This window comes from Pseudomonas sp. NGC7, assembly GCF_047159675.1.
GTDB classification, from domain to species: Bacteria; Pseudomonadota; Gammaproteobacteria; order Pseudomonadales; family Pseudomonadaceae; genus Aquipseudomonas; species Aquipseudomonas kermanshahensis.
The window spans coordinates 5,895,727-5,908,941 of sequence record NZ_BAAFZY010000001.1 but is presented as its reverse complement, the minus strand read 5'-3'; the positions used below and the strand labels follow the sequence as shown (position 1 = coordinate 5,908,941).

Annotated in this window: 17 protein-coding genes; 6 read left to right on the top strand and 11 right to left on the bottom strand. The window is 62.6% G+C overall.

Annotated features, from left to right (window positions below; all coding sequences use genetic code 11):
* Positions 1-23 precede the first annotated feature (23 nt).
* Complete coding sequence (rpoH, locus tag ACMCNM_RS26355; protein ID WP_023378197.1) at positions 24-878, top strand: RNA polymerase sigma factor RpoH; 855 nt, start codon at positions 24-26, stop codon at positions 876-878.
* A gap of 171 nt (positions 879-1,049) precedes the next feature.
* Here rpoH and mtgA read toward each other — a convergent pair whose 3' ends face one another.
* Positions 1,050-1,760: a monofunctional biosynthetic peptidoglycan transglycosylase gene (gene mtgA, locus ACMCNM_RS26350; RefSeq protein WP_027592330.1), complete on the bottom strand. Its 711-nt coding sequence runs from the start codon at positions 1,758-1,760 to the stop codon at positions 1,050-1,052.
* A gap of 64 nt (positions 1,761-1,824) precedes the next feature.
* Between mtgA and ACMCNM_RS26345 the strand changes: the two genes are divergently transcribed.
* The 4 genes from ACMCNM_RS26345 to trmB all read left to right on the top strand — a co-directional run bounded on the left by ACMCNM_RS26345 (position 1,825) and on the right by trmB (position 4,080).
* On the top strand, positions 1,825-2,196 hold the full coding sequence (locus tag ACMCNM_RS26345) for a DUF423 domain-containing protein (RefSeq protein ID WP_027592331.1): 372 nt from the start codon (positions 1,825-1,827) through the stop codon (positions 2,194-2,196).
* 102 nt (positions 2,197-2,298) lie between these two features.
* Positions 2,299-2,499, top strand: a complete 201-nt coding sequence (gene thiS / locus ACMCNM_RS26340; protein ID WP_033693942.1) for a sulfur carrier protein ThiS — start codon at positions 2,299-2,301, stop codon at positions 2,497-2,499.
* Positions 2,500-2,553: 54 nt separating this feature from the next.
* Entirely contained in the window at positions 2,554-3,348 is a 795-nt protein-coding gene (locus tag ACMCNM_RS26335) for a thiazole synthase (RefSeq protein WP_027592333.1), read from the top strand.
* Between the two features lie 9 nt (positions 3,349-3,357).
* A complete protein-coding gene (trmB, locus tag ACMCNM_RS26330) occupies positions 3,358-4,080 on the top strand; it encodes a tRNA (guanosine(46)-N7)-methyltransferase TrmB (protein ID WP_027592334.1) in 723 nt (240 codons plus the stop codon).
* A gap of 630 nt (positions 4,081-4,710) precedes the next feature.
* Here the strand turns inward: trmB and ACMCNM_RS26325 are convergent.
* From ACMCNM_RS26325 to ACMCNM_RS26285, 9 genes are all read right to left on the bottom strand, one after another.
* Positions 4,711-5,037: a DUF3392 family protein gene (locus tag ACMCNM_RS26325; protein ID WP_027592335.1), complete on the bottom strand. Its 327-nt coding sequence runs from the start codon at positions 5,035-5,037 to the stop codon at positions 4,711-4,713.
* Positions 5,038-5,046: 9 nt separating this feature from the next.
* Positions 5,047-6,234 carry a radical SAM family heme chaperone HemW gene (gene hemW, locus ACMCNM_RS26320; RefSeq protein ID WP_412765693.1) on the bottom strand — a complete coding sequence of 396 codons (1,188 nt, stop codon included), beginning with the start codon at positions 6,232-6,234 and terminating at the stop codon, positions 5,047-5,049.
* A complete protein-coding gene (rdgB, locus tag ACMCNM_RS26315; RefSeq protein ID WP_099430691.1) occupies positions 6,231-6,827 on the bottom strand; it encodes an RdgB/HAM1 family non-canonical purine NTP pyrophosphatase in 597 nt (198 codons plus the stop codon). The genes hemW and rdgB overlap by 4 nt, the downstream gene beginning before the upstream one ends.
* Positions 6,824-7,258, bottom strand: coding sequence for a DUF4426 domain-containing protein (locus tag ACMCNM_RS26310; protein ID WP_186676962.1), 435 nt, complete (start codon positions 7,256-7,258; stop codon positions 6,824-6,826). Before ACMCNM_RS26310 ends, rdgB begins: the two co-directional genes overlap by 4 nt.
* A 22-nt stretch (positions 7,259-7,280) precedes the next feature.
* Positions 7,281-7,901 carry a methionine biosynthesis protein MetW gene (gene metW, locus ACMCNM_RS26305; RefSeq protein WP_008092977.1) on the bottom strand — a complete coding sequence of 207 codons (621 nt, stop codon included), beginning with the start codon at positions 7,899-7,901 and terminating at the stop codon, positions 7,281-7,283.
* 7 nt (positions 7,902-7,908) lie between these two features.
* Positions 7,909-9,048, bottom strand: coding sequence for a homoserine O-succinyltransferase MetX (gene metX, locus ACMCNM_RS26300; RefSeq protein ID WP_186676979.1), 1,140 nt, complete (start codon positions 9,046-9,048; stop codon positions 7,909-7,911).
* A gap of 102 nt (positions 9,049-9,150) precedes the next feature.
* Positions 9,151-9,741, bottom strand: coding sequence for a YggT family protein (locus ACMCNM_RS26295; protein ID WP_027592340.1), 591 nt, complete (start codon positions 9,739-9,741; stop codon positions 9,151-9,153).
* Positions 9,742-9,751: 10 nt separating this feature from the next.
* Positions 9,752-10,570 (bottom strand): pyrroline-5-carboxylate reductase, encoded by an 819-nt coding sequence (gene proC, locus ACMCNM_RS26290; RefSeq protein ID WP_412765692.1) that lies wholly within the window; start codon positions 10,568-10,570, stop codon positions 9,752-9,754.
* Positions 10,571-10,608: 38 nt separating this feature from the next.
* A complete protein-coding gene (locus tag ACMCNM_RS26285; protein WP_186676997.1) occupies positions 10,609-11,295 on the bottom strand; it encodes a YggS family pyridoxal phosphate-dependent enzyme in 687 nt (228 codons plus the stop codon).
* A 65-nt stretch (positions 11,296-11,360) separates the two neighbouring features.
* Here ACMCNM_RS26285 and ACMCNM_RS26280 point away from each other — a divergent pair, with 65 nt between their 5' ends.
* On the top strand, positions 11,361-12,359 hold the full coding sequence (locus tag ACMCNM_RS26280) for a type IV pilus twitching motility protein PilT (protein ID WP_412765691.1): 999 nt from the start codon (positions 11,361-11,363) through the stop codon (positions 12,357-12,359).
* Positions 12,360-12,485: 126 nt separating this feature from the next.
* Here the strand turns inward: ACMCNM_RS26280 and ACMCNM_RS26275 are convergent, their stop codons facing one another.
* On the bottom strand, positions 12,486-13,112 hold the full coding sequence (locus ACMCNM_RS26275; protein ID WP_027592344.1) for a C40 family peptidase: 627 nt from the start codon (positions 13,110-13,112) through the stop codon (positions 12,486-12,488).
* Positions 13,113-13,215: the final 103 nt, after the last annotated feature.

The window sequence follows — 13,215 nt, the reverse complement described above, 5'->3', positions numbered from 1 at the left end:
TCTAGTAAGTCGGAGGTTCTTGAATGACCACATCGTTGCAACCTGCCTATGCCCTGGTGCCCGGTGCAAACCTGGAAGCCTATGTGCACACGGTCAACAGCATCCCGCTGCTGACGGTCGAGCAGGAGCGTGATCTGGCCGAGCGTCTCTATTACGAGCAGGATCTTGAGGCCGCTCGGCAAATGGTGATGGCCCACCTGCGTTTCGTCGTACATATCGCCCGTAGCTATGCAGGCTACGGCCTGGCCCAGGCTGACCTGATCCAGGAAGGCAACGTCGGCCTGATGAAGGCCGTCAAACGCTTCAACCCAGAGATGGGCGTGCGCCTGGTGTCCTTTGCCGTGCACTGGATCAAGGCCGAAATCCACGAATTCATCCTGCGCAACTGGCGCATCGTCAAGGTGGCGACCACCAAGGCCCAGCGCAAACTGTTCTTCAATCTGCGCAGCCAGAAGAAGCGCCTGGCCTGGCTGAACAACGATGAAGTTCATCGCGTGGCAGAGAGCCTGGGCGTCGAACCGCGTGAAGTGCGCGAGATGGAAAGCCGCCTGAGTGGTCAGGACATGGCCTTTGACCCAGCGGCGGAAGCCGATGATGACAGCGCGTTCCAGTCGCCTGCGCATTACCTGGAAGACCACCGCTACGACCCGGCCGTACAGCTTGAGGATGCCGACTGGAGCGACAACTCCACCAGCAACCTGCATGAAGCGCTGCAAGGCCTGGACGAGCGCAGCCGTGACATTCTCTACCAGCGCTGGTTGGCGGAAGAGAAGGCGACGTTGCATGAGTTGGCGGACAAGTACAGCGTGTCGGCTGAGCGTATTCGTCAGCTGGAAAAGAATGCGATGAACAAGGTCAAGGCGTTGATCACGGTGTGATTCACGCTTGGCTGTACCAAAAAGCCGCTGGCCTGAAGAGGGTTGGCGGCTTTTTTGTTTGTGTTGGCTTTGCGGGCCCTTTCGCAGCACAAGGCTGCTCCTACAGCTATAGCGCCGGACCTGTAGGCGCAGCCTTGTGCTGCGAAGGAGCCCGCAAAGCCCGTCGATGATTCAAAGCCTGCGCGAAGCATCCAGCTGCATCAGGTAGCTAGGCCCACCCAACTGGCTCATCTGCCGCCGAATCCACCCGGCCCGACTGGCCACATAGGCGCTGGGCCGGCTGGCGCTCCACTTGATCGGGCTGGGCAGTACCGCAGCCAGTTGCGCGGCCTGTTGCCGATTGAGACGGCTGGCGTCGACCCCGAAGTGGTAGCGCGCCGCCGCCTGGGCGCCAAACACGCCATTGCCCCATTCAGCGCTGTTCAGGTAGACCTCGAGGATGCGCTCCTTAGACCAGAACAGCTCGATCAGCGCTGTGAACCAGGCTTCCAGGCCCTTGCGGAACCAACTGCGGCCCGACCACAGGAACAGGTTCTTGGCCACCTGCTGGGTCAGCGTACTGGCCCCGCGAATGTTGCCGCCGCGTTCGTTGTAGGCCAGCGCTGCCTGAATGGCCGGGATGTCAAAACCCCAATGGGTGGCGAACTTCTGGTCTTCACCGGCAATGACCGCGACCTTGAGCTCATCGGAGATGTTCTCCCACGGTTCCCAGTCGCGCTGCAGGTCAATGGGCTCGCCATTCAGCCAGGACTCGACCTTGCGCTCGGCCATCAACGCCGTGCCGGGGGGCGGCACCCAGCGAAACACCAGCACCAATACGATACTGCCGGCAGCGAACCAGAGCAGGGCGCGAGTGAGGCGGCGGATAAGGGATGGCAGCATGTCGATGGCTTGGCCGGGCGGGTGGAACGGGCCATTATACAGACCCGATACAAGGAGTCGTCCCATGCTTCGCAGCTTCCTCATGCTTGCCGCCTTTTTCGGCTTTACCGGTGTGGCCCTGGGCGCTTTCGCCGCGCATGGGCTGAAAAACCGCCTGACGCCAGACTACCTGGCCATCTTCCACACCGGCGTGACCTACCAGTTGGTGCATGCCCTGGCGATTTTCGGTGTCGCCGTGCTGGCAGCGCATTTGCCGGGGCGCCTGGTGGGCTGGGCCGGCGGTCTGTTCGCGCTGGGTATCCTGCTGTTCTCCGGTAGCCTGTACCTGCTGACCCTGACAGGCGTGAGCAAGCTCGGCATCATCACGCCCTTTGGCGGCCTGTGCTTCCTCGCAGGGTGGCTGTGCCTGGGCCTGGCAGCCTGGCGGCTGGGCTGACCGAGTGGTCCACAATCGCGACTAATGGCGTGCACCGGCCTTGGGTAAACGGGGTGTTCGGCGCTAGAATGCGTGCCCCAAAGCACAATGGTGGCCGTGCGCATGCGCATTCAACTGAACGGTGAACCTTACGAACTGCCCGCTGGCGAAAGCGTCGCGGCCCTGCTGACGCGCCTGGACCTCACCGGGCGCCGGGTAGCAGTGGAACTCAACCTGGATATCGTGCCGCGTAGCCAGCACGACAGCACTGCGCTGAACGAAGGCGACCAGGTTGAAGTGGTCCACGCCATCGGCGGCGGCTGATAGCGGCTCGGCGGTTCACACGCAAGCCCAGTAACCTTTTCCCGAGGAACAACGATGAGCAACGTTCGTAGCGACAAGCCCTTTACCCTGGCCGGGCGCACTTTCCAGTCGCGCCTGCTGGTCGGCACCGGCAAATACCGTGACATGGAAGAAACCCGCCTGGCCATCGAGGCCTCGGGTGCCGAGATCGTCACCGTCGCTGTGCGCCGTACCAACATCGGTCAGAATCCGGGCGAGCCGAACCTGCTCGACGTGCTGCCACCCGACCGTTACACCATCCTGCCGAACACTGCCGGCTGCTACGACGCCGTCGAAGCCGTGCGCACTTGCCGCCTGGCCCGTGAACTGCTGGATGGCCACAACCTGGTCAAGCTGGAAGTGCTGGCCGACCAGAAAACCTTGTTCCCCAACGTGATCGAAACCCTCAAGGCCGCCGAAGTGTTGGTCAAGGATGGTTTCGACGTGATGGTCTACACCAGCGACGACCCGATCATCGCCCGTCAGCTGGCCGAAGCGGGCTGTATTGCGGTCATGCCACTGGCTGGCCTGATCGGTACCGGCCTGGGCATCTGCAACCCCTACAACCTGCAGATCATCCTCGAAGAATCCAAGGTGCCGGTGCTGGTCGATGCCGGCGTGGGTACTGCCTCCGACGCCACCATCGCCATGGAGATGGGCTGCGAGGCGGTGCTGATGAACTCGGCCATCGCCCATGCCCAGCAACCGGTGTTGATGGCTGAAGCCATGAAGCACGCCATCGTGGCAGGTCGCCTGGCCTACCTGGCCGGCCGCATGCCGAAGAAACTCTATGCCAGCGCCTCTTCGCCGCTGGATGGTCTGATCAAGTAAGAGCTCCTGATGACTGAATCGCAAGAAACGCCGATCACCGCCGAAGGCGAAGAGCGCCCACACCGCCGTATCAAGAGTTTCGTGATGCGCGCCGGGCGCATGACCGAAGGTCAGCAACGCGGCCTGGACCAGGGTGGCCCCCTGTTCATCCTGCCCCTGGCCGACAGCCCGGTGGACTACGACCAGGTGTTCGGCCGTTCGGCGCCGCGCACCCTGGAGATCGGTTTCGGCATGGGCCACTCCCTGCTGGAGATGGCCGCTGCCGCGCCTGAGCAGGATTTCATCGGTGTCGAAGTGCACCGTCCGGGCGTTGGCGCGCTGCTCAATGGCGTGCTGACCCAAGGGCTGAAGAACCTGCGGGTGTATGACTGCGATGCCATCGAAGTGCTAAACCGCTGCGTGGCCGATAACAGCCTCGACCGTTTGATGCTGTTCTTCCCAGACCCTTGGCACAAAGCGCGCCATCACAAGCGCCGCATCGTGCAGCTGGAATTCGCAGAGCTGGTACGCCGCAAGCTCAAGCCGGGTGGCGTGTTCCACATGGCGACCGACTGGGAACCGTATGCCGAGTACATGCTGGAAGTGATGAGCGCTGCGCCCGGTTACCGGAACCAGGCGGCGGATGGCGCGTACGTGCCACGTCCGCAAGAGCGGCCGATCACCAAGTTCGAGCGCCGTGGTGAGCGCTTGGGGCATGGGGTTTGGGATTTGAAGTTCGAGAAGGTGGATTGATTGGCTGTCTGAGCCAGTCAACCGACAAGCGCTTGCGAAAAAGCAGGCGAAAAAAAACCGCCTTGAGAAGGGCGGTTTTTTATTGAAGCGAAAAGGCTGAGACCCTTTCGTTTCGGGCTTTCACTGAAAGACCCACACGGTCTGAAGATCATAAGCAGCCCCTGGCGATGCGTCAATGTTCCGAAATATGTGGCATCACGTGTGTCGGCGTTGTTAACAGTCTGAACGCGTCAATCGCAGTATCATTGCGTCGCTCACGTATGGGGCGGTTCAGTGATGGGTCGGTCAGAAGAAGAATTCTGCTTTCCGGCCCCTTCGACACGGCTTGAGAACCGTGCCGGTGATTGCTCTCGAAGGGCCATTAGTCCGGCCACTTCACTGAAAGACCTGCACGGGTTTTCGAAGGCATCGAAGTACCGGTTAGGTGCTGGAAGATTGGCCCGCCAACACGGAGGCCAAGGCATATGAAGCGTTTGCTTGATGCGCTGAGCCGCGTATGGAAACTCATTCGGATCTTGTTTGTACTCAAGTCCGCGAGGGATTTCATGCGTGACCACTTCGACGATTCCCTCTAAGGGGTAGCCGAGTGGTAGGGCTGCCCTGGTTTTCCGGGGCAGCTTTTAGGGTGCCTTACCCCCGCCGATCAGCCACCACGCCGATCAACACCAGCACCACCAGCAGCACGGGTGCCAACGCATAATTATTGAACTGGCCCAGCCCCTTCACCACCCACGGCGTGGCATAGATCAGCGCTGCGCCGCTGCCGATCATCACCAGCAGGGCCATGAACGGCACGCGCAGGGCGCCAGCCAGGCTGCCCAGGCGTTGTTCCACCGTGGCTTTGATATCGGTGCCGAACAGCACCAGCAGGCAGCCTACCAAGGCCAGCGAAATCTCCGACAGGTTGCTGCGGCTCCAGCGGGAAGCCGTTGCAAGCAGATCAAGTACCAGGTCCATGGGTCATCCTTAGGTCAAGAAATACTGCAGCAGGTCATTGAGGAACAACTGGCCGCGCGGCGTGGCCACCAATCGATCCGGTTCGACCTGCAAAAGGCCCTTTTGTTCGGCCGCGCGACGGGCCTCGGCCAGTTGCGCCAGCGGCAGGCCGGTGCGCTGGGTGAACAGTTCGGCTTCGACGCCATCGGTCAGGCGCAAGGCGTTCATCAGGAACTCGAAGGGCAGCTCGTCCGCCGGCAGCAGCTTTTCGCCAGCCTTGAACGGTTTGGCCAGGTTCAGGTAGTCCTTGGGCAGGCGGGTTTTCCAGGTCCGCAGGATGCGCCCGTCAGCGAAGGTCAGCTTGCCGTGGGCACCCGCGCCGATGCCGATGAAATCACCGAAGCGCCAGTAATTGAGGTTGTGCTTGGCAGCACGGCCTGGCTGGGCATAGGCCGACACTTCGTACTGGCGGTAGCCGTGCTCGGCCATCAGGCTTTGGCCGGCCTCCTGGATATCCCAGAGGATGTCGTCTTCTGGCAGCTCGGGCGGTTGGTTCCAGAACACCGTGTTCGGCTCTACGGTCAGCTGGTACCACGACAAGTGGGTCGGCCCTAGGGCGATGGCCTGGCGCACGTCACCCAGCGCGTCGTCCGGCGACTGGTCGGGCAGGCCGTGCATCAAGTCCATGTTGAAGTTGTCGAACCCGGCCGCGCGCGCCATGTCGGCGGCGCGGATCGCTTCGTCGCCGTTGTGGATGCGCCCGAGCGCCTCCAGCTTGGCGGGCTGGAAGCTCTGCACGCCGATGGACAGGCGATTGATGCCCGTCTGCCGGTACGCCTTGAACTTCTCTTGCTCAAACGTACCGGGGTTGGCCTCCAGGGTGATTTCGATGTCAGGCGCGAACGGGATGCGTTGTTCAACGCCACGCAGCAGCCGCCCAAGGGCGTTGGCACTGAACAAGCTCGGCGTACCGCCACCGAAGAAGATCGAGCTGATCGGGCGGCCTTGTACGGCTGCCAGCTCTTGATCGAGGTCGGTCAGCAGGGCGTCGACATAAGCCTCTTCAGGCAGCTCTGGGCCCGCCGCGTGGGAATTGAAGTCGCAATAAGGGCATTTGCGTACGCACCAAGGGATGTGGATGTACAACGCCAAGGGCGGCAGCACGGCGAAACCAGCCGCACCCGCCGGGTGCGGTTGGATGGACAACGTTTCGATCATGCCAGGCCCAGGCGTTGACGCAGCAGGACCATAGCGCGGGCGCGGTGGCTGAGCTGGTTCTTGTCGACAGGGGCGAGGTCCGCACTCGAGCAATTGCGCTCTGGCACCCAGAACAGCGGGTCGTAGCCAAAGCCGTGCTCACCGCTGGCCTCAAACATGATGCGCCCGTGCCACAGGCCTTCGCACAGGATCGGCAGCGGGTCGTCGGCGTGACGCACCAGCGCCAGCACGCAGACGAACTGAGCGCCGCGCTCGGCCTCGGGCACGTCTTTCAAGGCGTCCAGCAGCTTGGCGTTGTTTGCCGCGTCACCCTTGCCATCGGCATAGCGAGCAGAATAGATACCCGGCGCGCCGCCGAGGTAGTCCACGGCCAGGCCCGAGTCATCGGCCAGTGCTGGCAGGCCAGAGATGCGCGCGGCATTGCGTGCCTTGAGAATGGCGTTCTCGACGAACGACAGGCCGGTTTCCTCTGGCTCGACCTGGCTGAATTCACCGATCGAGCGCAGCTGTACGGACGCGCCAAGCATGGCCTGGAGTTCCTTGAGTTTGCCGGCATTGTGGCTGGCCAATACGAGTTGCTGGAAATTCATCATTCGCCTGGGAACACTTCCTGGTTGAAGCTGAGAGAGTTACTGATGCCGCCGGTTTCGACATTGATGTCGAAGGTCACGGTTTCTGGCTGTTCGATCTTGAACTGGGCGATGTAGTAAATCGCGCCTTGTTCGGTGATCTGCTTGAAGGACAACGGGCTGCTGCGCCCGGTCAGGTCTTTCACCGTGCCGCTGACGACCGCCATGGCCGGCTTGTTGGCCTTGATCACGGCAATGTTGAGCACGCCCTGGTTCTTGCTGCGCACCAGGCCCGTGGCCGCGGCCACCTCCGGCGTCAGCATGCTTGAGGTGAACGCGCTGTAGTGTACCGTCACGTCGCCAAACACTTCCTTGCGCTCGGGACGGGCGGCATCGGCAGCCAGTACAGGCAGGGCCAGGCACAGGCTGATCAGGAACAGGGCTAGGCGACGCATGGTGCGATTCCTCCGGTGGGCGTCAGACCGCGAGCTGGTGCTCCTGCAGGCCAGGGCTGCTGACGCGATAGATGCCGATCTCACCTAGAAGATTAGGCCATAGCCGGCCGCCCCACCCATTACGGTGCAAGTGGTCGACGGCCAGGCGGTCGAGGACCTTGGCGTGGCGCTCGTGGCACAGCTCTTCAAAGTCGGCGAAGGTGCAGAAGTGGATGTTCGGCGTGTTGTACCAGGTATACGGCATGAAGTCCGAAACCGGCATGCGGCCTTTGGTCGCCAGGTACCAGCGGCAGCGCCAGTGGCCGAAGTTGGGGAAGGTGATGATGCACTGACGGCCCACGCGCAGCATCTCGTCGAGGATGCGGTCGGGGTACTCCACGGCCTGCAGGGCCTGGGTCATGATCACCACATCGAAACTGTTGCTGGCAAAGTTGCCCAGGCCCTTGTCCAGGTCCTGTTCGATGACGTTGACGCCCTTGGCCACGCACGCGGCGATATTGTCGGCGTCGATCTCCAGGCCGTAACCGGTGACCTGCTTGCGGTCACGCAGCGAGGCCAGCAGTTCGCCACTGCCGCAGCCCAGGTCGAGTACCCGGCTGCCGGCGGGAATCCAGTCGTGGATGATTTCCAGATCGGCTCTCATGCTGTCCTCAGATGGCGATGCGGTTCATGTAGTTCGAGAAACCCTGCATGTAGCGAGGTGTGGGGATCAGGAAGGCATCGTGCCCATAAGGTGAGTCGATCTCCAGGTAACACACGTTCTTGCGCGCCGCCATCAACGCATCGACGATCTCGCGTGAACGGGCAGGCGAGAAGCGCCAGTCGGTGGTGAACGACATGATGCAGTAGTCTGCCGTGACCGAGGCCAGGGTGGCGGCAAGGTCGCCACCGTGGGCTGCGGCCGGGTCGAAGTAGTCCAGGGCCTTGGTCATCAGCAGGTAGGTGTTGGCGTCGAAACGGCCGGAAAACTCCTCGCCCTGATAGCGCAGGTAGCTTTCGACCTGGAATTCGACGCTGTGGAAGTCGTAGTTGAGCTTGTCGCTCTTGAGCTCACGGCCGAATTTTTCACCCATCGAATCATCGGACAGGTAGGTGATATGGCCCACCATGCGCGCCAGCATCAGCCCGCGCTTGGGGATCACGCCCTGGTCCTGGAACGAACCGCCGTGGAACTCCGGGTCGGTGAGGATGGCCTGGCGCGCTACTTCGTTGAAGGCAATGTTCTGTGCCGAGAGCTTGGGCGCCGAGGCGATATCGACGCAGTGCCGCACGCGGTCCGGGTAGGTGATGGTCCATTGCAGTGCCTGCATGCCGCCAAGGCTGCCGCCCACAATGGCCGCCCACTGGCCAATGCCCAGGCGATCAGCCAGGCGTGCCTGGCTGTGCACCCAGTCTTCCACGGTCAGCACCGGGAAGTCGGCGCCATAGGGCTTGCCGGTAGCCGGGTTGACGCTGCTCGGGCCAGTACTGCCATTGCAGCCGCCGAGGTTGTTCAGGCTGACCACGAAGAAACGGTTGGTGTCGATTGGCTTGCCGGGGCCGATGCAGCTGTCCCACCAGCCCGGCTTGCGGTCGGTGGCGGCATGGTAGCCGGCGGCATGGTGGTGGCCGGACAAGGCATGGCAGATCAGCACGGCATTGCTGGCGCTGGCGTTCAGGGTGCCATAGGTCTCGTAGACCAGCTCGTAGCTGGCCAGCGAGCGGCCACAGGCCAGGGCCAGCGGTTCTTCGAACCGGGCTGTTTGCGGTGTAACCAGACCGACGGAATCTTCGGGAAGGACAGTGGACATCGACCCTGCTCACGCTTGACGGAGGCGTAAGTCTAAAGAGCGCTACCCCCTGCGGCAAGCAAAGGCTTGTCGCAGGGGGCGTCGATGTTCAAGGGCGTTGGATCAGATCATCCGCCACAGTTCTTGAGGCATGCCGGCATAGGCAGCCAGCGGCGGCATGACGAACGACTGGATCACCTGGATCGCCAGGAAGGCGAAGATGGGCGAGATGTCCATGCCGCCCAGGTTAGGCACGAGGCGGCGGAACGGTGCCAGCACCGGTTCGCTGATCTGGTAGGCCAGCTCCGCCGCCGGGTTGTGGCTGTTGGGCGCGACCCAGGAGACGATCACCATGACGATCATTGCTACCCAGAAAATCTTCAGGAACAGCGAGGTGATGCCGATGATGGCCCACATCAGCAGGTGCAGCACGTCACCGAAGGTGCCGTAGGTGACCATCAGCACGAAGCCCATCAGCAGCGCCTGGATGACCACTGCCAGCAGCAGCGACGAGGTGTCCAGGCCGCCAACGCTTGGGATGACCCGACGGATCGGCTTGAGCAGCGGCTGGGTGGCGCGTACCGCGAACTGGCACAGTGGGTTGTAGAAGTTGGCCTTGACCAGTTGCAGCACGAAGCGCAGCAGGACGATCACCAAGTACAGGCTGACCAGGGTTTGCACCACGAAGATCGCGGCGCCAGACAGTGCATTCATCTAAAGCTCCTTATTTGCCCAGTTGTTCGGCCAGCTCGGCGGAGCGCGTCGCTGCGGCCTGCAGCGCTTGCTCGACGATGGCTTCGAAGCCGTTGGCCTGGAACGACTTGATCGCAGCTTCGGTGGTGCCGGCTGGCGAGGTGACACGGCGGCGCAGTTCGGCAGCGTCGACATCGCTGGCCACGGCCATGCGCGCCGCGCCCAGCGCGGTCTGCAGGGTCAGCTGGGAGGCGGTTTTGCGAGGCAGGCCGAGCTTTTCGCCTGCGGCGGTCATTGCCTCGATCAGCAGGAAGAAGTACGCCGGCCCGCTGCCGGAGACGGCGGTCACTGCGTCCAGTTGCTGCTCTTGGTCCAGCCACAGGGCAGTGCCCACGGCAGACAGCAGCTGTTCGGCCTGTTGCCGCTGTTCTGCGTTGACTTCCTGGGTGGCGTACAGGCCGCTGACGCCTTGGCGCAGCAGCGCTGGCGTGTTGGGCATGCAGCGCACCACCGGGCGTGGGCCTACCCAGCTCTGCAGGCTGGCGCAGGTGATACCGGCAGCGATGGAAACAATCAGCTGGCCTTCCTGCAGGTGGGCTTGCAGGGCTTGGCAAACGGCCTTCATGACCTGCGGCTTGACTGCCAGTACGATCACGTCGGCGCCAGCGATTGCCTGGGCATTGTCTTCGAAGGTTTCGATGCCGTGCTCGGCCTGGATGCGGGTACGGGTCTCGGCGCCCGGGTCGCTGGCGCGGATCTGCGAAGCCTCCAGGCCCTGGGCACGCAGGCCGCCGATCAGGCTGGCGGCCATGTTGCCGGCGCCGATAAAGGCAATACGTGTCTTGCTCATGTCAGGTCCTTGTGGGAAAGAGTGAGTAAAGCATGGAATCAGACGGGCCCGTAGTCGCGGGCACCGAACAGGGCGGTGCCGATACGTACCCAGGTCGCTCCCTGGGCAATCGCCGCCTCCAGGTCGTGGCTCATGCCCATGGACAAGGTGTCCAGGCCAAGGCCCAGGTGCTGCTGCAAGGTGCGCAGGCTGGCAAAAGCGGCCTCTTGGGCGGCGCGGTCATCGGTGGGCTCCGGGATGGCCATCAACCCGCGCAGGCGCAGATTGGGCAGTTTCGCCACGGCCGCGGCCAGCGCCGGCAGGTCGCCCGGGGCGCAGCCGGACTTGCTGTCTTCCCCACTGACATTCACCTGCAGGCAGATGTTCAGCGGTGCCAGTGCAGCAGGGCGTTGCTCCGAGAGGCGTTGGGCGATTTTCAGGCGGTCCACGGAATGTACCCAGTCGAAATGCTCGGCAATGGCTTTGGTCTTGTTCGACTGAATGGGGCCGATGAAGTGCCAGATCAAGGGCAGGTCGCGCAACGCTTCCTGCTTGGTCAGGGCTTCCTGCAGGTAGTTTTCGCCGACATCGCGCACGCCAGCGGCGTAGATTTCACGGATGGCGCTGGCGGGCTTGGTCTTGCTCACAGCCAGCAACTGGATGCTGGCCGGGTCCCGCCCGGCGGCCTGGGCGGCGCTGGCGATGCGTGCGGCAAGGGCGGATAGGTTGTCTGCTATGGTGGACATGGATCGATGCCGGCGGCGAAAGGGTCTGCGGCATTCTACCTGCTTGATCGCCTTTGGGGAGTCTCATGGATGTGACCGACCTGTTGGCCCGTGCTGTGGATGCGCGGGCTTCGGACCTGCACCTGGCCGCGGGCCAGGTACCAATGCTGCGCCTGGATGGCGAGCTGCAACGCATGGACCTGCCGCCGCTGACGGCAGCGGCGCTGAGTGATGCCATGGCGCCCTTGCTGGGCGATGACGCTTGCCGGCAATGGGCGCAGGGGGATGAGTTGGACCTTGCGTTGGCGCTGCCAGCGTTAGGCCGTTTTCGCCTGAACCTGTTCCGCCAGTTGAATGGGGTTGCGGCGACCTTTCGCCTGATACCCAGACGCATTGCGACACTGGACGAGCTCGACCTTGTTGAAGTGTTTCAAGCTGTTGCGCAGTGTTCTGATGGCCTGATTCTGGTGGGCGGGCCCACCGGCAGTGGCAAGTCCAGCACCTTGGCGGTGCTGCTCGATCAGCTCAACCGCGAGCGGCCAGTGCATATCATCACCCTGGAAGACCCAGTGGAAGTTATCCACAGCAGCCAACGGAGCCTGGTCAACCAGCGCGAGATGGGCCGCGATTGCCGCGGGTTTGCCCAAGGGCTGCGCAGTGCGCTGCGTCAGGACCCGGATGTGATCATGATCGGCGAGTTGCGCGATCTGGAGACGATTCGGCTGGCATTGCGGGCGGCTGAAACGGGGCACCTGGTACTGGCAACCGTGCATACGCGCTCGGCTGCAGGCAGCATTGATCGGCTGGTGGAGGTGTTTGCCGCCGAGGAAAAACCGCTGGTGCGAGCGATGCTGGCCGAGTCGCTGCGCCTGGTGGTGGCGCAAGTGCTGGTCAAGCGCGTGGGCGGCGGGCGAGTGGCGGCGCGGGAAGTGTTGGTGGCTAACACGGCAGTGCGTAACCTGATTCGCGAAGGGCGGATGGCGCAGCTGAGTTCGGTGATGCAGACGGGGGCGGCGGAGGGGATGCGGACGATGGAGGGGGCAATGCAAAGGCTGAAAGTGATGGGATTGATCCAATTACCGTAGCGTCTGTTCCGGCCTCTTCGCGGGCAAGCCCGCTCCCACAGATACACCACAGCCTTTGAACGCTGTGGAGAACCTGTGGGAGTGGGCTTGCCCGCGAAGAGGCCAGTTCAGAATGGCGCGGAATGATCAGCGCTTGGCCAGGGCCAGCTGCTGCTGTTCTTTCGGCAACACCCGCTTGGCCACGACATAGTGCTTCTGCCAGTAAGGCTTGCTGAGGGTGTCGATGCTCACCCGCTTGCCGCGACGGGGGGCATGGATGAAGCGGTCGTTGCCCAGGTAGATGGCAACGTGGTTGACCCGTCGGCTCTTGATGTTGAAGAAGATCAGGTCGCCAGGCTTGAGGTCGCCCTTCGCCACCTTCACGCCGTGGCCCTGGGCCATGGCATTGGAGGTGCGTGGCAGGTCGACATCGGCCACATCATTGAAGGCGTATTTCACCAGGCCGCTGCAGTCGAAGCCCTTTTTCGGGCTGCTGCCGCCCCAGACATAGGGCGTGCCGAGCACATTCACCGCACGGCTGAGCACATCGCTGCTCTGCTTCGGCGACATGGAGGCAACCGGCAGCCCACGGCTGCTGGCCGCGTTGCTTGGGCGTGCGCGCAGCGTGGTGTGCTTGGCAGGCGCGTGTTTCACCGAGGCATTGGTGGTATAGCCGGTGAAACCATTGGGAAGACGTTGCTCACGGTTGGTGGCGTGGGCGGCCAGGGGCAATAATAGACAGAGGGTCAGCCATGTCTTGAGTAAAGGCGGCATAGATGAAGCTCTTTATGAATAGTTATGTGTTAGGCGCGCAACTTTATAACAGCTTTTTGATCAATTTCTGATCCGTTGGTCGATTGGTGGGGTGCCATACGTC